Below are 23,304 nucleotides of genomic sequence, written 5' to 3' on the forward strand. Positions count from 1 at the left end.
GTAACAGTCGATATTGAGTCAATCAATACTAAGCGTTGGTATTAATACGCTCGATGTTCACGCCTAAGCTACGCAGCTTGTCTTCAACATGCTCATAACCACGGTCAATGTGGTAAATACGGTCGATTAAGCTCTCGCCTTCAGCAGTCGCCGCTGCCATTACCAATGACATAGACGCACGTAAATCCGTCGCCATTACTGGTGCTGCGGTAAAGTTTTCGACACCTCGTACTACCGCAGTGTGACCATCAACCTGAATAGACGCGCCCAAACGATTGAGCTCTGGCACGTGCATATAGCGGTTCTCAAAAATGTTTTCAATAAAAGTACTTGTACCGTCAGCTAAGCAAGCAATAGCCATAAGCTGAGCTTGCATATCCGTTGGGAAACCAGGATGTGGCTGTGTACGGATATCAACCGCCTTCGGACGGCCTTTCATCTGCGCGCGAATCCAGTCATCACCGCTCGTGATAGTTGCACCCATGTCTTCGAACTTCTCTAGCACTGGCGTCAATAATAGAGCAGATGTTTTTTTAGTCAATACATCGCCACGTGTCATCAAGGCACCAGCAAGGTATGAGCCTGTTTCGATACGGTCAGGGACAACTGAGTACTCACAGCCGTGTAGACGCTCTACCCCTTCGATGGTCATCGTTGATGTACCGATACCGCTTATTTTGGCACCCATTGCAACCAACATATTGGCCAAATCAACCACTTCTGGCTCTAACGCACAGTTGCCTAAGACAGTTGTACCTTTGGCCAATGCTGCTGCCATGATGACGTTTTCAGTACCGCCGACGGTAATCATATCAAATGAGAAATTACAGCCTAATAGCTTGCCACCTTTTGGCGCTTGAGCTTTTACATAGCCATTTTCCACACTGATTTCGGCACCCATGGCTTCAAAAGCTTTTAGATGCTGGTCAACAGGGCGTGAACCAATCGCACAGCCACCTGGCAATGAGACTTCAGCTTCGCCAAAACGTGCAAGTAACGGCCCTAGCACCAAGATTGACGCGCGCATGGTTTTTACCAAATCATACGGGGCATAAAAGTTATCGATACTCTTGGTATCGCAAGTGACGGTATCATCTTGCTTCTGGATTTTGATACCCATGCCACCGATCAATTCAATCAACGTTCGCACGTCTTGTAGTGACGGCACGTTATGCAGTGTCGTTGGGGTCTCAGCCAATATCATAGCTGCGAGTAACGGCAAAGCGGCATTTTTGGCGCCTGAGATGGTGACTTCCCCTGCGATACGACTACTACCAGTGATTAAAAATTGATCCATAAAGGTGACAACCTAGCGATGAGTATAGAAAATTATGAAAACCAGAACTACAACTCTCAACCATGCATATGGCCGATTCAGTAATATCCAGTCATATAGACAGCTATTTGATTAGCCTTTTGATTGAACGTCCCACTCAGCAGGCGTCAGCGCTTGGATATTGAGTGCGTGAATATCGCCACTCGCAATCTTATCATTAACTAACGCATATACTGCTTGCTGACGTTGAACCGCGCGTTTGCCTTCAAAGCTGGCATCGACCACGCGTACGTCAAACTTATTACCTTGGTTGGCAGCTTGAATAAAAGCGTCTGGGAAGTGAGTCTGTAAAAATGCGATCAAATCGTCAGCGTTCATGCTCATAGAATAGTCTGCCTTAAAGTTTAGAATAGGGTATAGATTTAAAGTGATGACATTATAACAAGAGTTTGCATATCTTACAGTACTGTCTTACTCAAGTGTGTTTAAGCATTGAGACAGTACTATAAATTAAACAGTCAAAAATCGTTGATATACATAGTAATAAGTTATTTGAGCGTTTTATCCAAGTACGTCAGCACTTGCGCACGCACATCATTGACCCAGCGTAGCGGCGGTGCCATTGCACCAATACTGGTTGCGTGACTGGCCCCTTCTATTTCGCCCGTTTCAACGGTGACGCCTGCTTCTTTAAACGCTTCTGTCATTTTGATTGTATTAGTCGCATGTACAATTTTGTCTTTTTCTGCCGTTAACAATAAATAGGGCGGCTGCGCACCTTTAATCTGACGATCTGGCATCACCTCATCAGGTGTGGCATTGGGTCCAAACGCTGTTGCACTACTGAACTTGCGGAAATCATAGCTATAAGGACCCGCAATCCCAATAACGGTTGCAATATCTATTGGCTTAATACCATAAGGTGCTAAAAAGTCTTCGTTGGCAACGGCTGCTACTGCATTAAACGCGCCAGCAGAATGCCCCATCACCGCTAGGCGTGACGGATCTGCATGGAGACTGGTCGCATTTTCAATACTCCAAGCAATTGCCTGAGCTGCATCTTTGACATAATCAGGATAGACATGCTCAGGCGCTTTACGGTAATTAATCACTGCGGTGACATACCCTGCTTTGGCTAAGCTCTGACCGACAAAGGCATATTGTTCTTTATTGCCGCTCTCCCATGAACCACCATGGACAAATACCACCATAGGATAGCTAGTGTTGATAGTACTCTGAGATTTCATTGCTTGTGCTAGCGGTTTTGGATAATAGATATCTAGGTCTTGAGAAGGCTGATCACCATATAAGATATCCTTACTTACCCCAACGCCGCCACTAGAAGTAATGCCATTGACGATAGCCAGCGGTGATAATGCCTGTGCGTTTTGCGTGGCTAACGCGATACTGCCCAATGCCAATATTGCCGCACCACCAAATCTCAACGTTCGTGTTTTCTTATGAGCAGGTTTATTGTGTATGCCTATATTACCAATGACGCTTGTTTCTTCATTTGGTTGTATATTTGCCTGTGAATCCTTCATGACCAGTATCCTATTATATTTATTTATCAATCAGTAGTAACAGACTCACAGCGATAATGGTTCATCCATTAGCCAATGATGTGTTTGATATTAGTATCGTTGGCTAATGCGCTGACTCTGCTACATTTTACTATTGATATAGTACTCACTGGCTGAAGATTTCTCGTGCCTTTACTGTTATCACTATTTAGGCTTATTGTGATTGACGTCATTTATCGCTTGGCGAACTAAAAGTTCTTATTGATTCTGATAAAGGTCGATATAAGGGCTTGAAGACGGCTGCGTAGTATTGGCCTCTTCTTCCGTTATGACAATAGGCGTTGCCGTGCTGATAGTAGTATCTTGGGCAGCTGGCGCTACTGCAGGATTGGCCAAATTATTCTCATACATGATGTCATCATTATTTATTTTGACACCTCTATCGTCGACGACAGTTGTCAACAATACCAACTCAGTGACTCCAACAGTACCATTGGCGATATCAATCAAATGACTCTGCTGAGTGGGTGTCATACGGCCCATAATATAGACCACGCCATTATTAGTAACGGCTTTAATTTGTGAAGCACTCACACCATCGCTAGCGGCTATTTTCGCCAGTAGCTTTGAAGTGATATAGCCATCATGAACTGTTGAGCTATACCCTTTTGACGCACTGACTTCCATCTCATTGTAGACACGGCGTACATCTGGCATAGAGCTAACGACTTTTTCTACTTCTGCTTTGAGCGTTTCAGTTGGCACTTCACCTGTGAGCAGTACTTCGCTATTGAAACTATCGATACCCATACGACTGGTTTGCTGCAAGTCTTCTTTTAGCCCATATACATTGATTTTGGCAGTATGTTCAATACTACGATCGAGCAGACGCTGCGGAATCGTGCGCTCAGTCATTGGCACGCCGTACGTTCCTTCTGTACTGTTGGTCAGATAGTTGGTGGCACAACCTGTACTGACAACGCAGGCAGCAATCATAATGCCAGTCGTAATACGGCGTGATGAACCAAAAATAGCAGTGCGCAAATGCATCCGTGTCATTATTTACCTCTTAAAACATGGTTGTGACAATTTTATAAATTAAGCAAATCTTAATCTAGGTCATATCTTCATTTTAAAGAAAACACGCTCTAGTAGTGACGAGCTAAACGTAGCTGTAAGCTAATACTGTATCTGATTTATAGAAAGTTGACTATAACCGCTACTTTACTTAATTTTGGCCATCAGCGGTTAGCTTTTTAGTAACGAACCTTACTTGTCAGATGTGGTTAAATGCTTCATTTGGCAGCATCTATCTTATTTACCCTATTACCATGCACTGGCTATAAAAGCATTTTGAATCCATTCTGGTTGATGGTCTAACGGCTCATTTCTTGAATTTGACTCATTCATCGTGTTGTAAGCAATGACATCAAACCGGCAATCATAATGAGCATACTCAGGATACTGCTGCAAAAAGGACTGTGCTGTCTTAATAACTTTGCGCTGTTTGCTTGCTGTCACGCTGAGTGCCGCATCGCCATAATTCGAGGACTTGCGCTGGCGAACTTCAATAAATACTAGTGTTAACCATGCTGAACCTGTCTCAATCATGACCAGATCCAACTCACCTACTTTTGGCTGTTGCCAATTTTGTGCGACCAACCTCAACCCTTGCGCTTGTAAATACTCACACGCCTGCTGCTCAAACCGACTACCTTGGCGTTGTTTTGGTGAGGTTAAGATTAAGGGCTTATGGTTCGGCATAAGGTTAATTGGTCTGATTAACATTTGAGAATTATCATAGCACAACATGCTAAACTAGCCACTTCTGCGCGTTCTACTCTCACAATCTATCGATTGCCTCATTCATTATTTGACTGAAAAACCATAGATAACGACTGTACATACTAGCGCACTATTATTTTTTCACGTCTTTTTAACCACCCGAGGTTTTCATGTCTACCCCTACTGCGATGCCAGCTTGTCTCTATATCGTTGCCACGCCGATTGGTAATATGTCCGACATGACATCGCACGCAATTGATGTCTTGAAGCAGGTCGCCATTATTGCCTGTGAAGACACCCGCACCTCAGGTAAGCTACTGTCACATTTTGGCATCGATACTAAAGGCAGTAAAGCTGACGAGACAAAAGACTCAGAGACTCGTCCTGCCAAAAGCAGTATCGAAAATGATGATACGACGACAAAGCAAAAAGGTCACAATAAGCTATGGGCCTATCACGAACATAATAGCGCCATTCAAACACCCAAAATTATTGAAATGATTGAGCAAGGTCATTCGGTTGCCTTGATTAGTGATGCGGGTACACCTCTGGTCAGCGATCCAGGTTATCAACTGGTACAAGCCGCGCATGAAGCTGGCGTGACCGTATCACCTATCGTTGGGGCTTCTGCTGCAATTGGCGCATTGTCAGTAGCAGGACTACCATCTGATCGATTTAGCTTTATTGGGTTCTTGCCTGCCAAAACGCACGGTCGTCAAAAACAGCTGAGCGATCTAATCGCACGTACCGAAACTTTAATCTTTTATGAAGCGCCGCATCGCATCGTATCTAGCCTAGAAGACATGGCAACGATATTTGGTGCAGACCGCGCGGTGACTTTTTGCCGAGAATTGACCAAGACGTTTGAAACGGTACACAAGAGCACCCTTGGCGAGTTGGTTGAATTTGTCAAAGCAGATGACAATCAGCAACGCGGCGAGATAGTCGTGGTCGTCGCTGGTATCGGTGTGGCAAAAGATACTGACGACATCAGCACTCATGATAAATTGCTACAGCGTTTGCTAGAGGACTTATCAGTCAAAAAAGCAGCCGCACTGGCCTCTGATATCACTGGTGTGAAGAAAAATGCGCTTTATCAGCGTCTACTAGAGTTGCAAGCAGACTAATTTTTAATAATAAAAAGATAACCATTTACAAATGAATTGAGGAGAGATAAGCAATGTACGATGTAATGGCAATAGGCAATGCGTTGGTTGATCACGAGTATGTGCTATCAGATGCGGCACTAGAAGAGACTGAGCTGACCAAAGGTAATATGACGCTGGCTGGTATTGAAGAGCAGCAGCAACTACTGGCTTATTTTAAGCTGGCTGAGATTGAGCCATCAAAACAAGCAGGCGGCGGATCAGCAGCCAACACCATGTTTACCTTTGCCAGCTTAGGCGGTAAGCCTTTTTATGCTTGCCGCGTCGGTGATGATGATCAAGGGGCATTTTACCTTAGAGACTTGCATGAAGCAGGTGTCGCAACTTCAGACAAATCTATTCATGCAGGCGGTGTGACCGGCTCATGTGTGGTTGCCGTTACCGAAGATGGCGAGCGTACCATGCAGACCTATCTTGGCACCTCAAGTGAGATTGTCGCTGACAATGTTGATTTTGACGCGTTGACTCAAGCAGATTGGCTATATATCGAAGGCTATCTAGCAATGTCTGAGAGCATCCAGCCAGCGATGACTCAATTACGTCAACAGGCCGGTATCTATAATGCCAAAATCGCAGTGAGCTTTGCTGATCCTGCGGTAGTAAAATTTGCCAAAGATGGCTTGCTTAATATGCTCGGCAACAAAGTCGCAGTGATATTCTGCAATAGCGAAGAAGCCAAGCTGTTTACGGATAAAAAACAAGTCAAAGCAGCGGCGCGTGCCCTGCTTGAATACTGCCAAACCGCAGTCGTCACTGATGGTGCCAATGGTGCGGTCATTGCCCACCAGCCTAATGATGAAGCAGAGGTTGAAGTCTATGACGTTGCAACCCCAGCAGTGGCCAACGTCATCGATACCAACGGTGCAGGCGATAACTACGCTGGTGCTTTCTTATATGCATTATCGCAGCAGTATAGTCTGCCAGAATGCGGTCGTCTTGCCAGCGAAATATCGGCACAAGTTATTCAGCAGTTTGGACCGCGTCTTGCCTCGCAGGACTATCGAGATATCGCGCAGCGCGTACTTTCTGCTTAATTGTTAAACACATCTGTTGAACGCAAAAAAAAGCCCATATCAAATCGATATGGGCTTTTTTTATATTAGACTTGCTTAAACAGTTTGCTCAACTTAATAAGCGCTTTTTATTAAGCAGAAGCTAATGCTTGGGCGAGATCGGCTTTAATGTCTTCGATATGTTCGATACCAATCGATAGTCGTACCATATCCGTACTAACGCCTGCATTTTCTAGCTCTTGCTCATTTAACTGACGATGGGTGGTCGTCGCTGGATGACAGGCCAATGACTTTGCATCACCGATATTTACCAGACGAGTAATCAGTTGCAGCGCATCGATAAAGCGCGCTCCTGCTTCTAGTCCGCCTTTTACACCAAAGGTCAAAATAGCAGAAGGCGTGCCTTTCATGTATTTTTTGGCAAGCTCGTGCTCAGGATGGTCAGATAGACCTGCATATTTCACCCAAGCAACTTTATCATGGTCACGCAGATATTCTGCAACGGCTTGTGCATTTTGCACGTGACGCTCCATACGCAGACTTAGCGTCTCCATACCTTGCAAGATACCAAAGGCATTTAGCGGGCTAAGTGCTGCGCCAGTGTTACGTAGTGGCGCAACGCGGGCACGGGCAATAAAGGCTGGCGCGCCTACGTCTTTTACGAAATTTACCCCATGATAGCTATGATCTGGCGTATTCAACAGTGGGAAACGCTCAGGATAGTCTCCCCAAGCAAACTTGCCACTATCGACAATCGCACCACCGATTGACGTTCCGGTTCCACTCATATATTTGGTCAATGAGTGAATCACGATATCTGCACCGAACTCAAAAGGACGGCATATCGCAGGTGTCGCCACCGTATTATCAATCACGACAGGCACACCGTATTCATGAGCGACATCACTGAGCGCTTGAATATCGACAATATTACCTAGTGGGTTACCGATACTCTCTGCAAAAACCATCTTGGTTTTATCATCAATTAAGTCACGAATGGCTTCAGGGTTTTTATGATCGAAGAAACGCACTTCGATACCTTGACGCGGCAATGCATGGGCAAATAAATTGTAAGTACCGCCATATAACGTCGATACAGCAACGATATTGTCACCTGCTTCACAAATGGTCTGAATGGCATAAGTAATGGCAGCCATACCAGAGGCTACGGCAAGCGCACCGATACCGCCTTCTAACGCAGCCACACGCTCTTCTAACACCGCGTTGGTCGGATTCATGATACGAGTATAGATATTGCCTGCTACTTTTAAATCAAACAAATCTGCACCATGCTGAGTATTATCAAACGCATATGAACTGGTATGATAAATAGGCACGGCGACTGCTTTAGTCGTTGGCTCTACACTATAGCCGGCATGAATCGCTAAAGTCTCAAGACGTTGAGGGATTCCTGATGATTGGGGCGTCTGCTGGGCTGCTTGTTCATTACTCATAATACATTCCTTTGTATTCATCAAAAGTTAATTATTAAAAAGTTAGCATTTAAAAGCCATTTCAAAAAAGCGATCTACTAAATCATAGCAATAAAAAAAGCCGAGTTCATCAGAACTCGGCTTTTTTGTTAAATATTATGCTTGGGCTGTTAACTGAACATCCACAGTATGCATGGATTTCAAGCTTTTATTTATAGTAAGCATTCTCTGTACGAGTATGGTCAGTCTCGTCAACCACTTGGGTCAACTCTGGAATTTGCTGTTTCAGCTGTACTTCAACGCCTTGACGTAAAGTCATATCAACCGCTGAACACCCTTGGCAACCACCGCCAAATTTCAATACAGCGGTTAGACCAATGCCTTCTTCATCAATCAGCTCAAGCAACTGTACGTCACCGCCATGCGCTGCCAAGCCAGGGTTGATCTCTGACTGCAATACATAGTTGATGCGCTCTTCAACACTGGCATCAGCGCCTACTTTAGGTACTTTAGAGTTTGGTGCGCGGAAAGTCAGCTGACCACCGAAGCGGTCTTTATTATAATCGATAACCGCGTCTTCTAGATAAGGTACTGACGCCGCCTCAATAAAGGCAGAGAAGTTCTCATACGTAAACCGCAAATCAGCGCTGTCTTCTTCGCCCGGCTGGTTATAAGCCATGCAGCACTCTGCACGCGGCGTACCAGGATGCTCAACGAAGATACGCACACCGATACCATCAGTATCTTGCTTAGATAACAAATCTGCTAAGTAGCCTTGAGCTGACTCAGTAATAGTGATGTTACTTTTCGCTTCGACTTGCTCAGTATCTAGGGCTGATTCATAGCCAGCAGTTTGGTCTATTTGGTTATCAGCTTGGTTTTGCTCACTCATAATGTTTCCTATGCGTTATGACACAAACGCTATATCTATTATGGCTACTGTGTCGTGAATTTGGATTTTTAAAATGTTTACGATTTATATAAGACATGCAGACTGGCAATGATTGATGTTTATTATTGTATGACATTGGCCAACATGAGTATAAAGTTTAATCAGTCTATAGCAGTCATTATACCTGAATCACGCATCAATTCCGACCACGCTACTGTGAATTGAACTGAGGCTATTGCAAATGGTCGTCATTGGTTTTTTTAATGATGCTAACAGGTCGCAAAGTAATTTCATATCTAGACGAGAAACCACAAACACGCTAAATGACTATGTTGGCTGCCAAGTTATTCTCTATATAAAGACAGCGGTGCCATTTATCAAGCGCACTCAGCATTTTCGATATGCCATACCGTTCACATCTAGTCCGAGCAAGTCATCTGGTTTTGACGTAGTATTGATAATTTGAATGATTTTGCGCAGTAGCGTTATGAGCATGGTAGCTTTTAATTGTCTTGTATAAACATCAGCTTGTATAAATATCGACTTGTATAAAGATTATGTGTTTTTTGGATAGGACTATTTTATGATGACACGGACGTTGCACCTAGTAACCACTAAGGATGATGAGAAAATTGCCGTTTGGAAAGTAGTTGATAATCCAGAAGAAGATACGATAGCTAACACGTCAAAAAACAGCCTGCCTGACATCACACCGCAAAACATATTTTTGACGCATGGTACGTTTTCTGACAAGCAAACTTGCCTCAAAATCGCCGAATATTTTGCAGGGATTGGTCATCATTGCTACATCATGGAATGGCGCGGACATGGTGATAGCTCACTACCGAAAGAAAAATTCAACTTTGAGACTGTCGCCACTTACGACTATGAAGCGACTTTTCGTTATTTCTTTGAAGAATTAAAGATCGATAACCTGCACTGCGTTACTCATAGTGGTGGCGGTGTTGGTTTGACCATGTTTCTCATCCAAAACCCAAGCTATATCGATAAGGTCAATAGCATCAGTATGTTTGCCTGCCAAGCTTTTGGGGCGGTACAAGACTCGACCAGCTACGTGAAAATCCTTACGGCCAAGGTACTTACTCGATTGGTCGGCTTCATACCCGCTAAGCAATTAAAGGTAGGCCCTTTTAACGAAAGCTACTATACGATGACCCAGTGGTACGATTGGAATTTGCGTAAAAACTTTAAAAGTAGCTTTTTGAAAAACGCTAATTTTGATAAAGGTAGGACGAATATAGACGGAATGGACGAAAGCATTAGTCAGCAGAAAAGTACTGGTGATGACTTTATCGACTATCGTCATCATATGGCTCAGATTACCATTCCTGTTTATTCTATCAGTGCAAAAGGTGATACCTTCATCTCCCCTACTCGCGGCTGTCGTTTGTTTTTTGATGGCTTTGATAATTCAACTAATATCTTTCGAGAGTACTCGCTCAGTAATGGCGATTTAGATGACTATACGCACAGTCGCATCATGATCAGTCGTAACGCAGCCACAGAGATTTGGCCAACGGTGACGGCATGGATAGAGAAGCATGCCCGTTAAAGCATATGTATCGATTGGACGGTTTCGATAATGACACACCCCTAAACATCTTTATACTTGTCAGAAAGTCATAGGCTGTGTCAGTATTAGCGTCATTAATTTTTAATCAATAAAAATAAGTCGTAGGAAGTTGGCGTCTATGAGTGAATTATCAGAGCAACAGTCAGATAAGCAAAACCTAGATCAAAAAAGCAGTAAACACTACCGTTATCTAGTCTTTATCGGACGCTTTCAGCCGTTTCATGCTGGCCACAAAGCCGTCATCGATGAGGCGCTAAAACGCTCAGACGAAGTGATTATGCTGATTGGCTCAGCCAACTTGCCACGCAGTTTACGCAATCCGTTTAGCGTCGCTGAGCGTGCCGCAATGATTAAAGGCGCTTACTCTGAAGAAGAAGCCGCACGCATTCACTGTGTTGGTCTAGACGATGCACTTTACAATGACACCCGCTGGCTACAGTATGTGCAAGCAGGTGTAAAATCTGTCACTGGTGACTTGCAGACAGATATTGGCTTGATTGGTCATTCAAAAGACAGCTCATCTTACTATCTGTCATTGTTCCCCAACTGGGACTCTGTGTCAGTACCCAGTTATCATAACTTATCAGCCACGCCGATTCGCGACAGCTATCTGATGGGTGCCACGCCGACGCCCGAGCGTACGCCCGAGTCAACACGCAACGTCCTCGATGCATTCAAAAAAACTGAAGACTATCATCAGCTGCATGAAGAAGCAGACTTCATCGATAAATACAAAAGACAATGGGAATCAGCACCATACCCACCTACCTTTATGACGGCTGATGCGTTGATTGTACAGTCGGGGCACATCTTGCTAGTCGAGCGACGTAGTATGCCAGGGCGCGGATTGTGGGCGCTACCGGGTGGATTTTTAAATCCAAAAGAAACGCTATTTGACGCTTGTATTCGCGAGCTGCGTGAAGAGACACGCCTCAAAGTCCCTGAGCCTGTATTGCGTGGTTCTTGCCACAGTCAGCATACTTTTGATGACCCGTATCGTTCAGCACGCGGACGCACTATTACCCAAGCGTTTTATTTTCAGCTCAAAAACGATCCGAAAGGTTTGCCAAAAGTAAAAGGTGGCGATGATGCGACCAAGGCATTTTGGCTACCATTGGCTGAGCTCGATGCGAAGATGATGTTTGAAGATCACTATGCGATTATTACTAAGATGGTGGGCTTGTAGTTCGCTAATAATCGTTTTTCTAGTAGTCTTTTTTAGTAGCTTTTCTAATAGCTACTTGAGCAAATTATTATCAATAACAGCTATCACTAAATATCGTATTAATAATTTGATACCAATGCCGATAGACGGCAATCAACCGCCGCCACCGTTCTTTCATTAAAGCATTTGCGGCATTTCAAAGCAGAGGAGTTCTGTGATGTATACCAGTAACCTAAACAATTTAATCTTAAATAGCGACAGCTATAAAACCTCACATTGGGTGCAATACCCGAATGGTAGCGAGTATCTGTCAAGCTACATTGAAGCGCGCAAGGGCGACTACGATGTGGTGTTCTTTGGTCTACAAGCCTTTATCAAAGAGTACCTAAGTACGCCTATCACTCATCAAGATATTGATGAAGCCGAAAAGGTGATTCAGGCGCATGGCCTAACCTTCAATCGTGCTGGCTGGGAGCACTTGATCGAAAAACACAACGGCTATTTGCCACTACGTATCCAAGCCGTAGCAGAAGGCAGCATCGTGCCCGTGTCCAATGTAGTCTGCCAAGTGATCAATACCGATCCTGAATTTTACTGGCTACCCAGCTATATCGAAACAGCGCTATTGCGTGCAATTTGGTATCCATCGACGGTCGCTAGTATTTCTCGCTATTGCAAAGACATTATCCGTCAAGCGTTAGAGAAGTCAGCGGACAATACAGAGTCCCTGCCTTTTCGCTTGCATGACTTTGGTGCGCGCGGTGCATCGAGCCAAGAAACGGTTGCGCTTGGTAGCTTAGCGCATTTGGTCAACTTTGCTGGTACTGACTCGATGACAGCGCTTATTGCTGCTAGTCGCTGGTATCAGATGGGTGATGATATGCCGGCATTCTCTATTCCAGCAGCCGAGCACAGTACGATGACAGCTTGGGGACGTGATGGCGAGACTGCTGCTTTTCATAATATGATCGAGCAGTTTGGCGGTAAGGATAAAGCCTTTTCGGTCGTTTCAGATAGTTATGATTTATGGAATGCCATCGACAATATCTGGGGCGACGCCTTAAAAGACGAAGTCAAAAATATGGGCGGTACCTTGGTCATTCGTCCAGACAGCGGCGAACCTACCAAAGTCGTCCGTGAAGCATTAGAGCGCTTGGCAGTGAAGTTCGGTACGACCGTAAACAGCAAAGGCTATAAAGTGCTACCCGACTACGTACGCATCATCCAAGGTGATGGCATCAGCTCGCAAAGCTTAAGCAAAATTATTGATGTGGTCATTAAAGCGGGCTTTAGCATAGAAAACGTGACGTTTGGTATGGGCGGTGGTCTATTGCAGCAAGTCAACCGCGACACCATGAGTTGGGCGATGAAATCTAGCGCTATTTGTATCGATGGCGCATGGAAGGATATTTATAAAGATCCTGTCACCAGCCGCTCGAAGCGCTCGAAAAAAGGACGATTGGCACTGGTAAAAGACGACAGTAGCCAGCTAACAACCGTCAAAGAAAATGAGATAGGCGATCCAACTGACAATTTATTACGCGATGTCTACGTCGATGGTCAATTGTTAATTGAAGACAGTCTTACGACTATTAGGGAACGTGCAGGATGGTAGACACTAATAAACTAACATCTATCGCAAAAGATGTATTATTTGCTCCCGTTTATCTTTATCAGGGGCGTAAAATCAAGCGTGAAACCGTCCGTTTGCCGGAGCCAAACGGCGAAAGGCATGGTATGGTTGATCTATCAAAAGCAGATATTAGACTGTCATCTAAAAACCAAGAAATGCTCAACTTAATGGTCGTGGGCGACTCAGCAGCAGCGGGCGTCGGTAGCCAAACCCAACAAGAGGCCCTGGTTGGTAATTTGATTCCGATATTGGAACAGAATGAGGTTATTCGATCGAATTTTACACAGCTCAATTGGTCATTACAAGCGACAACAGGTCATACCAGCTTTGATATTTTGCGCAGATTATATGTCCTCGCTACTCCTGACCAACCTATCGATGTGATGTTGCTAAGCGTAGGAGTCAATGACACGACGTCTAATGTCTCTGTGCATAAATGGCAGCAGCAAATTGAAGACATTATCAATATTGCACAGCGTAAGTTTGGTGTACGCGAGTTAATCTTCTTGAGCTTACCACCGATGGCGCAAATGCCTGCGATCCCTACTCCACTTAATAACTTTGTGGGGGCAAAAGCCTCAATACTTGATGAGATATTGCAGCAGGTCTGTGCTGCTCATGACGGTGTCAATTATATGGCAACTGACTTTGCGCGTATGATATCAGAGCATGGCAATGGTCAGCCTATTGATATTTCCGTGATGTTCGCCAGTGATGGCTTTCATCCTAGTAGCCTAATGTACGGTTATTGGGCACAGCAGATCGTGGAGAACATTACCCAACTATTAGACTCATCCGCTGCTCAGAGGGATTGCTAAAAACACGCAAATATTGATCTATCTACACAAAAAAACCGCTGAATAATCAGCGGTTTTTTATTGCTTAGCAAAACACATTTATACCATAAGTATAAATTATTCAGCAGCGTCTGCAGCTTTCTTGCTACGGCCACCAAATGCGCCAAAGCGTTTGTTGAAGCTTGCAACACGACCTTCAGTAGACGTTTTACGTTGCTCACCAGTATAGAATGGATGCGACGCACTTGAGATATCAAGTGGGTAGTATGGGTATTCTGTACCTTCGTATTCACGAGTCGCTTTAGTCTTAACGGTTGAACGAGTCAAAAAGAACACGTCCGCGTTCGTGTCATGAAATAAAACTTCTTGGTAGTTAGGATGGATATCTTTACGCATAATATACTCTCTAGGTCCGATGTATGTACAACGTCTAAATACAACACCATCGATGATGTATCAAACAAATAATGACATACGTAACTGAGGCACTAAGGACATTATAAGTATGGCAACTGCGTCACTAGCTTATTCCAGCACAAAGCACCACTCTTCTGCTCACTTAGCCTTTCCCCAGCGGGAAAATTAAACCGCGATTTTAACGGTTTTTGTCACCCAACGCAAGCCACAGTTATGATAGATATATGTGATAAGTTGTCACTAAAAGAGAAATAGTGTTGAGATGTATGAGTTAACCCAGTACAATATTTTGGTTAGTTAAATTAATCAATTATACAGATATATGTAGTTAAGCTAACGAGATTTAGCTTAACTACATATATCTATCGAACTTTTAGGTGATATGGCTAGTCAGTTTTCTACAAAAAATATCGCACTCTTTATTCATCGGTAAGCACAACTTCCCTAACACTAAATAAGGACTATTCAATGATAAACACTACAAAAGCCCTATTGATCAGCTCAATACTTTCTATCACTACCATGGCAAGCGCTGCACTGCCGACTCAGTGGCAACTAGATAACTCTCACACTCGTGTCGGTTTCTCAGTTGATCACATGGGATTTTCTACGGTCATGGGACACTTTAGCGATGTAGACGGTACCGTTAAATTTGATCTAAAGAACCCTAACCAAACCCAGCTGAACTTTGTCATTGATACAGACAGTATCGATACTGCTTGGGCTGCCCGTGACAAACATTTAAAAACGGAAGAGTTCTTTAACGTTAAAAAACACCCTACTATGAGCTTTAAATCTACTCAGGTTAATTTTGTAAATCCGCAGCAAGCAAAAGTAACTGGGGACTTTACTTTACTGGGTCAAACCAAGCCGCTAACTCTTAATTTAACGCTGAACAAAATCGATAACAGCCCTCTTACCAAAGAGCCAGTCGTTGGCTTCCGTGCTACTGGCACTATAGACCGTGCAGCTTATGGTATGACAGCCTACTCTGCTGGTATTACGACCAATGTTCCTATTCAAATTGATGGTGAACTGGTAGAAAAGAAATCAAAGTAATTCTTACCACGTTCTAATATTAGTATGTTTCAATAAAACCAAAAAGCAGCCCTATTATAAAGGCTGCTTTTTTCTCAAAAAATTGTTATACCGTACTATTTGGTTGGAATGACATGCCAAACGCCAAACTTGTCATCACCATCTTTGTCACCAACTTTTGTATCATTAGCATAGAAGTATAAAGGCTTACCACTCATTGCCCATTGATACTTACCATCTTCACGCTTGAATGCAGAAAACTGACCAGAAGCTTTAGCATTGCTTGGTGCCATAAATATCGGCCACACAACTTGGCAAGCTGCGCCGCAATCTGACTTATTCATTGAATCTTTATCATAAGTGTAAAGCGTCATATGGTTAGTAGCATCCACTAACATCCCATTCTTGCTAGTGACTGGCGCTGTATTACTGCTCGTTGCCTGTACTTCATGCGTACCCGACATATCATTTCCAACTACACTCTTTAGGGTTGTACAGCCTGTCAACGCTAGTACACCTGTTAATGCAGATAACATCATCATATTTTTCATCATAACTTCCTTGTAATTTTAGTCATATATTTTATAGCGGTAAGCTTGTTGTCGTTTAATTTATCAACCGTCCCTACTGTTAATTTCGACATTTGTAATTTTGAACAGTCATCAAAACAAAACCTACGCTTCTTGTTAAGCAAAATAAATATAGCATATGGCTTTATATTATCTTGGCAATCAACATACACGCTTACAAAAGTAATCGAATTTTACAAAACAATAAAACGAGCTTATTTTCGATTTCACAAGTTTGCCACCTCTTCTGTTTACTCTATTTCTAAACAGACTTATTCGTCTGTATAACTTCACACGTATAGCGCCTCGTTGACAAAAAACATGTATGTGCTTACGTATTTATCCTCATACTGCCTGTAGTTCTTCGTACAATAGACTTATAGAAGTGAAGAATGGCTAAACAATAGAAAAGATGACTATTGAAGTTCAGGTTTATGTGTTGAACTTAATTAGCTTCGCACGCATATCAGGAAAGATAAAACATTCAATACATATACAGAGCACGGCCTAATACAGATGCTATTAAGGATACAACGACGACAATGACTCAGTCTTTTGATAAAAACTACGCTCAACCCTTTAATCGTGACGATCATTCTGGGGTGTTGTCTTACGGGGCACAAAAAGATCAACCTAAAAAGCGTGTTGGTATTTTGGGCGGCGGTACTGCGGGATCGACGATTGCGATTCGACTTGCTGCGTTAGGATTAGAGACCTACTTGTTTGAGCAAAAAAAATCGCTCATTGATGGGCCTCCTATGTGTCATTTGCATGCAGGTGGTAACTTGTACCGTGAAATACCGGACGAGGATTGCGTGGCACTGCTCAAGCAATGTATCGATATTTTGCGTTTATATCCGCACACTATTGACGTTCGTCCTACTGTGTTTGCTGTACCAACACGCGACGAAGGATTACCTGAAGACTTACTACCACGTTTGGATATTTTGACTAATGCTTATCAAGAGCTGATCGAGCAAGATGCTAATAATAAAGTATTGGGTGAGCCTGAAGATTACTATCAACTTTATAGCCATGAGCAATTGATTGAGCTATCTGAACGTGAGCAAGTCGCTGTACCAAGTACGGTTGATGAATGGATGATTCCAGTCGCTAGATACTTAGATTTAAACAAGGTTAAATTTCCATTAATTGTCGTTCAAGAATATGGCTGGAACATTTTTCGTTTAGCAGCCTCTGCTAAGCTTGCACTTGAGGAATACGATAATGCACATGTATTTACCGAAACCGCTGTGCAAAAAGTCGTACCAGTAGATTGTGAGAATTGTACCAACGCTGACCATCATGTCACCAAATGGCGTATCGACTATCAACAAACCCATAGTCAAGAACACGCCTCTCAGCTTGAGTCTATCGAGGTTGATTATCTAGTCAATGCTTGCGGATTCCGCACTGGTGTCATCGATGATATGGTCGGTGTCGATGTCACGCGTATGGTTGAGTTCAAATCGTCTTATGTGACCCATTGGGACGATGCTGGTGGTCAGATACCAGAGATTATCGTCTATGGTCAACGAGGTACGCCAGAAGGCATGGCGCAGCTTACTCCCTACCCTGGTGGATACTTTCAGATTCACGGTATGAGCAAAGCCATTACTTTGTTTGATGATGGTCTTGTCGCATCAAGTACAGACAGTGCGCAGCCTAAACTGCCACAGCAATATGTGCACTATATTGAAGATGGTTGGGATAAAGCGCCCTTACAAGCACGTAGCCAACAAGCGATTGAATATGTCGCTGAGTTTGTACCGACATTTAACAGCGCGCGAACTGTTGGCAATGCTCTATACGGTGGGCAGCAGATTCCTGGACAGGATGATACCCTGCGAGTCGCTGATGTGAGCTTATACTCTAACATACGTTATGCCCGTGCAGAAAACGTCAAAGCATCCTCGACCTTGATTGCCGCTGATCAAATAGTTAGTGAGCTGACAGATCTAGGTTTGATAGAGAACGATACGCCTATGAATCGTAGCCGCTATGCCCATGAATGGTCGTACCTTGTCCATAATGATAGCCTCACGGTTGATGAAGTTGCACGTGAGCTTGCTGAGCAGCGTGGATTCCCGATAGCGATGGCTCATGTCAATCATAGTATTCGTGAAGTAGCATTGGACGATCTCACGCCTGCTGATCCCTGCTGATAGATTTTCAATAGATACAAAAAAGGAGCAGATCACCAAATTTCGGTTATCTGCTCCTTTTTTTGTAATGGCCCTTAATATTCTAACAGTTACTACTACTGATAAAGGTTGGTAAGTTCTATATACCTTAGCGATTACTACCAGCCATCTTTTCTGTATCCACAGCATCATCTATGGTCACTACTGTCTGTAACATATCAATTGCTTCGCTGATGGTATTGCACACCACTAGACGATCCAAATCTTGCTGCTTCATAAAGCCTTGCTCAGCCGTATATTTTAGATGCTCAATCATACGGTCATAAAAACCATTGATATTTAGAATGATCATTGGTTTTTCGTGCTGATATAGCTGACGCCATGTGGCGATTTCCATAATTTCTTCTAACGTTCCTAGCCCACCTGGTAGCGTGATAAAAGCATCTGCATACTCTGCCATAACAGTCTTGCGCGTGTGCATAGTGTCAGTCAGGTGCAAGCGAGTCAGCTGCTCATGAGCGATTTCGTGCTTGAGCATAAAGGTTGGTATCACGCCTACTGCCTCAGCATCACCTTTAATTACCTCATCTGCAACTGCACCCATCAGACCGATACTAGCGCCACCATATACTAGCCCCATGCCATTATTTGCTAAGGCACTACCTAGCTCACGTGCTGCCTGCTCATACACCTTATCATTGCCCAAACGTGAACCGCAATAAACAGCTACTAGTGGCATAGTAAGTATTGACTTATCGACTGCTTTTTCAATATTTGTAATGTCTTTGCTCGTGATTACGTCATAAGTATCATCGTTAATTTTCATTTGCATATAGTTTCCTTCATTTATCGGTTTGTTCTTTATTGAGTATTTATTATGTAGGACTAGCAACTGCCGACCTCTATTATTTACAGGGTGATGTATATAGTTTATATGACGCCCTAAGCCAAGCTATATAGAACTTGGAAGTCACATTTGCCCAACTGTCCCGTCCTTAATTATCTTAACATAAGCAATGCTACCACATAGTCACAATGATTTATCACTACGCAACGACTACACTTTCAAGATGAGCATTTATTGTTCATCATAGCCCGATATTCATTATCTACTAATAAAAATACTAAGGTATAGCCATGGATAATCACAATGCCTCTTCTACTGCCGAGCCATCAGTCTCTGTGGTTAATAGCAATCTCACTAGTAAAAGTAATATGAATGACGCGAGCAATACTGATACTTACTCATTAAGCATCATGACCGATCGCAACCAAGCATTGGCAGCCACTGTCTATCGCCCTAAAGATGCGACAAAAAAAGCAATCATGATGGCACCAGCCACAGGTATTAAGCGCCATTTTTATCATAATTTTGCGACTTACTTAGCAGAGAGCGGCTTTGGGGTGCTGACCTTTGATAACGAAGGAATCGGTGAGTCACTATCGACCGATCTGGCAAAATGTAGCGCTTCCTTGATCAGTTGGGGTCGCCATGACATGCCAGCTGTACTTGATGCCTTACAAGATGAGTTTCCTGATGCCTCTTATCATCTCATCGGTCATAGCGCAGGTGGTCAGCTCATTGGCTTGATGCACAACTATCAGGCGATTGGCTCAGTGTTTAATGTCGCTTGCTCGTCAGGACGTATCAAAAATATGGGCATGCCATATAAGCTCAAAGCCATGGGTTTTATGGATGCGTTTATTCCATTCACTAATTTAACACTAGGCTATACGCCGTCAGACAAAATCGGTATGGGTGAGCCACTGCCACGCGGCGTGGCTCGTCAATGGCGTGAATGGTGCAATGGTGCGGGCTATATCAAAACCGCATTTGGCAAAAGCATACACACACATTTCTACGATGAGCTCAGCATGCCGGCATTGTGGCTTGGCTTTAGCGATGACGATATCGCCAACAGTGAAAATATGGACGATATGATAAGGGTATTTACAAAAATGCCTGTCGAAAAGCGATTCTTAGACCCTGAGGATTTTGGACTAAATCATATCGGTCATATGCGCTATTTTAGCAGTAAGACCAATATCAAAGCGCCGCAGCTATGGCAAATGGCGGTGACATGGTTGCACGACCAACCATAAGCTTATCGTCATGTAGCCTCTTATATTAGCTACGTAACAAATCAAGTTAATTTTCTGCATTTTCTGCTTCATCCAGTTTTAAGCGTTTAGCCAGTGCCGAATACAGCGATGGCTGCATATTATGAATATTGCCTATCATCCATTTAACATAGCTGATAGGCACATCTTTGATCGGTTTGCCTTTATGCTTACCAAACGGCATCTTGTTCACAGGAGTCGCTTTATTAGAGATAGCATGTGCCGCTGCAAAATCTGTCGGCGCAATCTCTAGACGCTCGCAGCATGCTTGATACAGCAAATAGCACATTCGAGCATCGCCAAGCGCGTCATGAGCGGCAATTGTCATTGCACTCGCCTCACCTTTGCCCAATAACTGCTCGATACACTTAGACTGGCCGTAAGCGCGCCATTCTGGAAAAGCTGCCCGCGCAAGTCTCACCGTACAAATCAGCTTAGCAGAAGGACTGCCAATCACTCGCCAATCAAAACGTACGTTATGACCAATCAAGTACTCTGGCAATTCAAACTGCTCCAACTCAAAACGCTCAAGTCCAGCCACATCATCATCGGTAATACCATGCACCTTTATGACAATGGGTGAAATAGATCGACCACTGTTAAAGTATTTCATCCACTCAAAACCAGTTGCTACATTGATAGTTGCAACTTGGATAGGTCTGGGATCACTACCCTGATCTGTTTCGGTATCGATAACCAGTGCTGTTTCGCCCGTGGCAGAAATATCAGCAGGCTTAAAAGCATCATTCATAAAATATTAACCATCAGTAGCAACTGTCTATGCTCAGCAGAAATGTTAAGTAGATAAAACTATATTTGCTGTCTATATCCTTAACCATAAGAATAACTATGGGGGTAAAAACGATAGATAACAATGCGATACATACGTTGTTAGACGAAGCTTTTATAATAAAAACTCAAATGACATCAAATATATATGAGACATCAATGCTAGCAGATGGAAATAACCAACCTCCCAGACCTTATTTTTTTAGTCGTTTAATAAGCCTATTGATTAACGCTGTTGTATTGCTTGCACTGTTATTTGTCTTAGATAAGCTACTACCCAGTATCAGTCAACAAACGCAATCATTTGTGGTTGCCAAATGGCAGCAATTAAGTCTATTGCAACAAGAGCTACCAACCGAAAACAGCTTGCCCAGTCCACTACCAGAACGAAACCTGACAGACACTTGGGGCGCTGCACGTAGTCAAGGCCGCTCCCACGAAGGCATCGATATCTTTGCGCCGCGCAATACTCCCGTACAGTCGACCACGCAAGGCATAGTAAGCAAGGTTGGTGAGAACACATTGGGTGGGCGCGTAGTCGTGGTGGTAGGGCCTGGTGGCGCAGGACATTACTATGCTCATCTAGAGGACTATGCTGACATCTCCCCCAATGACTGGGTCAATCAGGGCGATGTGATAGGCTTTGTCGGTGATAGCGGTAATGCAAAAGGGACACCGACACACGTACATTATGGCATCTATATTAATGGCAGTGCAGTCAACCCTTATCCACTTTTGCAAAACAATTAGCGGATACAGAAAAGTATGTCGTTATCCTAATTTGAAGTCGTGATAGGTTTATATTAACCAAAAGATCGAAGCCGAAAAACCAACGCTAATACAGACCAGAAATCATATTAATTGGCTGTGACGGATCTGACGTAATTTGAGGGAAATACCACACTAAATGTCGATCCTTCCCCTTCTACTGAATCGATTTGCAATTGTGCTTCGTGCTGGTGTAGTACGTGCTTTACAATCGCTAGTCCCAACCCTGTACCACCTGTTGCACGGCTACGACCTTTGTCGATACGATAGAAACGCTCTGTCAAACGGGCGATATGCTCTGACGCAATACCGATCCCATCATCTTCGACCGCGAAACGGCAGCCATCAGACGTCCTTGTCCAGCTGATAGTAATATTGCCACCCTTTGGCGTATATTTGATTGCATTGATTACCAAATTGGATAGCGCACTATTCAAGTACATCTCTGACCCGTACAGCCCATCATACGTATCTATATGCAAATGAATGATGTGTTTGTACGCTTGGTTGTAGGCCTGTGCATCGTCGTAGATATTGGTCAGTAGCTTAGTCATATCTATATAATGCAGCTCGTGTGATTCTTCGATTTCAATCTTAGACAACAGTAATAAGTCGTTCACAATTCTGTTCATACGTGCAGTTTGCTGCGTCATCAGCTCAAAACCGCGACGCCATTGCGGCGGCATATCTGGCTGATCAGAGAAATTTTCTAGGTAGCCCATCATCACAGTTAATGGTGTTCTAAGCTCATGCGAGACATTCGCCACAAAATCCTGACGCATTTGCTCTAAGTGCCGCAGGCGAGTCACATCATATACAAACAGCAACTTTTCATCACCGAAAGGGGTCAGTTCGCACTTTAAGTAGCGACTAGGATCTCGCCATGATTCTATATGGACGCCATCGTTAGGTATCGTTGTACCTTCATAATACTGGCGGAACTCAGGTACAGTAATAAAGTCAAAGATGTTCTGACCTTTGTCCTCTGGCTGTAGCAGCAATAAGTCTTGTGCCGCCTGATTCCACCATTCTAGACCGTCATTATTGTTGAGCAAAATCACTGCATCGCGCAAGGCTCGTAGTGCACTGCCGATTTTTTTGAGTTGCTCTGCTGTACTTTGAGTAGATATTTGCTCTAGTAAAGCTGATTTCTCACGTTGTGCTGGCGCTATCTTGTCCAT

The 23,304-nt window shown here is 43.7% G+C and carries 22 protein-coding genes; 10 read left to right on the forward strand and 12 right to left on the reverse strand.

The genetic code is table 11. The features are described from left to right. Positions 1–28: 28 nt before the first annotated feature. The 5 genes from murA to DXK30_RS11740 form a co-directional block, all read right to left on the reverse strand. On the reverse strand, positions 29–1,297 hold the full coding sequence (gene murA, locus DXK30_RS11720) for a UDP-N-acetylglucosamine 1-carboxyvinyltransferase (RefSeq protein ID WP_114701832.1): 1,269 nt from the start codon (positions 1,295–1,297) through the stop codon (positions 29–31). 111 nt (positions 1,298–1,408) lie between these two features. Continuing rightward, positions 1,409–1,654 carry a BolA family protein gene (locus DXK30_RS11725; protein ID WP_179799518.1) on the reverse strand — a complete coding sequence of 82 codons (246 nt, stop codon included), beginning with the start codon at positions 1,652–1,654 and terminating at the stop codon, positions 1,409–1,411. Positions 1,655–1,824: 170 nt separating this feature from the next. Continuing rightward, positions 1,825–2,820, reverse strand: coding sequence for an alpha/beta hydrolase (locus DXK30_RS11730; protein WP_114701833.1), 996 nt, complete (start codon positions 2,818–2,820; stop codon positions 1,825–1,827). Between the two features lie 237 nt (positions 2,821–3,057). Then, the gene (locus DXK30_RS11735) at positions 3,058–3,858 is read right to left on the reverse strand and encodes a BON domain-containing protein (RefSeq protein WP_114701834.1); all 801 of its coding nucleotides are present in this window, start codon (positions 3,856–3,858) and stop codon (positions 3,058–3,060) included. A 267-nt stretch (positions 3,859–4,125) separates the two neighbouring features. Beyond that, the gene (locus tag DXK30_RS11740; protein ID WP_114701835.1) at positions 4,126–4,611 is read right to left on the reverse strand and encodes a YraN family protein; all 486 of its coding nucleotides are present in this window, start codon (positions 4,609–4,611) and stop codon (positions 4,126–4,128) included. Between the two features lie 143 nt (positions 4,612–4,754). Between DXK30_RS11740 and rsmI the strand changes: the two genes are divergently transcribed. Both rsmI and DXK30_RS11750 read left to right on the forward strand, forming a co-directional pair. Beyond that, a complete protein-coding gene (gene rsmI, locus DXK30_RS11745; RefSeq protein WP_114701836.1) occupies positions 4,755–5,711 on the forward strand; it encodes a 16S rRNA (cytidine(1402)-2'-O)-methyltransferase in 957 nt (318 codons plus the stop codon). Between the two features lie 53 nt (positions 5,712–5,764). After that, positions 5,765–6,784: an adenosine kinase gene (locus DXK30_RS11750; RefSeq protein WP_114701837.1), complete on the forward strand. Its 1,020-nt coding sequence runs from the start codon at positions 5,765–5,767 to the stop codon at positions 6,782–6,784. A 110-nt stretch (positions 6,785–6,894) separates the two neighbouring features. Here the strand turns inward: DXK30_RS11750 and DXK30_RS11755 are convergent, their stop codons facing one another. Then, entirely contained in the window at positions 6,895–8,217 is a 1,323-nt protein-coding gene (locus tag DXK30_RS11755) for an O-acetylhomoserine aminocarboxypropyltransferase/cysteine synthase family protein (RefSeq protein WP_390178044.1), read from the reverse strand. Positions 8,218–8,404: 187 nt separating this feature from the next. Then, the gene (gene nfuA, locus DXK30_RS11760) at positions 8,405–9,088 is read right to left on the reverse strand and encodes a Fe-S biogenesis protein NfuA (RefSeq protein WP_114701838.1); all 684 of its coding nucleotides are present in this window, start codon (positions 9,086–9,088) and stop codon (positions 8,405–8,407) included. Between the two features lie 583 nt (positions 9,089–9,671). On the opposite strand from nfuA, the gene DXK30_RS11765 reads away from it, so the two are divergent. The 4 genes from DXK30_RS11765 to DXK30_RS11780 all read left to right on the forward strand — a co-directional run bounded on the left by DXK30_RS11765 (position 9,672) and on the right by DXK30_RS11780 (position 14,298). Continuing rightward, on the forward strand, positions 9,672–10,661 hold the full coding sequence (locus tag DXK30_RS11765; RefSeq protein WP_114701839.1) for an alpha/beta fold hydrolase: 990 nt from the start codon (positions 9,672–9,674) through the stop codon (positions 10,659–10,661). Positions 10,662–10,800: 139 nt separating this feature from the next. Further along, on the forward strand, positions 10,801–11,868 hold the full coding sequence (locus DXK30_RS11770) for a bifunctional nicotinamide-nucleotide adenylyltransferase/Nudix hydroxylase (RefSeq protein WP_114701840.1): 1,068 nt from the start codon (positions 10,801–10,803) through the stop codon (positions 11,866–11,868). Between the two features lie 196 nt (positions 11,869–12,064). Further along, positions 12,065–13,462, forward strand: a complete 1,398-nt coding sequence (locus tag DXK30_RS11775) for a nicotinate phosphoribosyltransferase (RefSeq protein WP_114701841.1) — start codon at positions 12,065–12,067, stop codon at positions 13,460–13,462. Next, the gene (locus DXK30_RS11780; RefSeq protein ID WP_114701842.1) at positions 13,456–14,298 is read left to right on the forward strand and encodes an SGNH/GDSL hydrolase family protein; all 843 of its coding nucleotides are present in this window, start codon (positions 13,456–13,458) and stop codon (positions 14,296–14,298) included. Before DXK30_RS11775 ends, DXK30_RS11780 begins: the two co-directional genes overlap by 7 nt. A gap of 96 nt (positions 14,299–14,394) precedes the next feature. Here DXK30_RS11780 and DXK30_RS11785 read toward each other — a convergent pair whose 3' ends face one another. Further along, the gene (locus DXK30_RS11785; protein WP_114701843.1) at positions 14,395–14,673 is read right to left on the reverse strand and encodes a type B 50S ribosomal protein L31; all 279 of its coding nucleotides are present in this window, start codon (positions 14,671–14,673) and stop codon (positions 14,395–14,397) included. Between the two features lie 489 nt (positions 14,674–15,162). On the opposite strand from DXK30_RS11785, the gene DXK30_RS11790 reads away from it, so the two are divergent. Next, the gene (locus DXK30_RS11790) at positions 15,163–15,753 is read left to right on the forward strand and encodes a YceI family protein (protein WP_114701844.1); all 591 of its coding nucleotides are present in this window, start codon (positions 15,163–15,165) and stop codon (positions 15,751–15,753) included. Positions 15,754–15,848: 95 nt separating this feature from the next. On the opposite strand, the gene DXK30_RS11795 is transcribed toward DXK30_RS11790, so the two are convergent. Beyond that, positions 15,849–16,286 (reverse strand): COG4315 family predicted lipoprotein, encoded by a 438-nt coding sequence (locus DXK30_RS11795; protein ID WP_227670809.1) that lies wholly within the window; start codon positions 16,284–16,286, stop codon positions 15,849–15,851. A gap of 557 nt (positions 16,287–16,843) precedes the next feature. Between DXK30_RS11795 and DXK30_RS11800 the strand changes: the two genes are divergently transcribed. Beyond that, positions 16,844–18,466 (forward strand): FAD-dependent oxidoreductase, encoded by a 1,623-nt coding sequence (locus DXK30_RS11800; protein ID WP_114701846.1) that lies wholly within the window; start codon positions 16,844–16,846, stop codon positions 18,464–18,466. Between the two features lie 127 nt (positions 18,467–18,593). Here DXK30_RS11800 and DXK30_RS11805 read toward each other — a convergent pair whose 3' ends face one another. Further along, positions 18,594–19,277 carry an LOG family protein gene (locus DXK30_RS11805; RefSeq protein ID WP_114701847.1) on the reverse strand — a complete coding sequence of 228 codons (684 nt, stop codon included), beginning with the start codon at positions 19,275–19,277 and terminating at the stop codon, positions 18,594–18,596. A gap of 305 nt (positions 19,278–19,582) precedes the next feature. Between DXK30_RS11805 and DXK30_RS11810 the strand changes: the two genes are divergently transcribed. Beyond that, a complete protein-coding gene (locus DXK30_RS11810) occupies positions 19,583–20,548 on the forward strand; it encodes an alpha/beta hydrolase family protein (RefSeq protein WP_201637781.1) in 966 nt (321 codons plus the stop codon). Between the two features lie 46 nt (positions 20,549–20,594). Here the strand turns inward: DXK30_RS11810 and DXK30_RS11815 are convergent, their stop codons facing one another. Further along, the gene (locus tag DXK30_RS11815; RefSeq protein WP_114701848.1) at positions 20,595–21,317 is read right to left on the reverse strand and encodes a putative quorum-sensing-regulated virulence factor; all 723 of its coding nucleotides are present in this window, start codon (positions 21,315–21,317) and stop codon (positions 20,595–20,597) included. A 197-nt stretch (positions 21,318–21,514) separates the two neighbouring features. Here DXK30_RS11815 and DXK30_RS11820 point away from each other — a divergent pair, with 197 nt between their 5' ends. Next, positions 21,515–22,105 carry a M23 family metallopeptidase gene (locus DXK30_RS11820; protein WP_114701890.1) on the forward strand — a complete coding sequence of 197 codons (591 nt, stop codon included), beginning with the start codon at positions 21,515–21,517 and terminating at the stop codon, positions 22,103–22,105. A gap of 107 nt (positions 22,106–22,212) precedes the next feature. Here the strand turns inward: DXK30_RS11820 and phoR are convergent, their stop codons facing one another. Continuing rightward, the gene (phoR, locus tag DXK30_RS11825; RefSeq protein ID WP_114701849.1) at positions 22,213–23,304 is read right to left on the reverse strand and encodes a phosphate regulon sensor histidine kinase PhoR; all 1,092 of its coding nucleotides are present in this window, start codon (positions 23,302–23,304) and stop codon (positions 22,213–22,215) included.

The organism is Psychrobacter proteolyticus (assembly GCF_003350005.1).
GTDB lineage: Bacteria > Pseudomonadota > Gammaproteobacteria > Pseudomonadales > Moraxellaceae > Psychrobacter > Psychrobacter proteolyticus.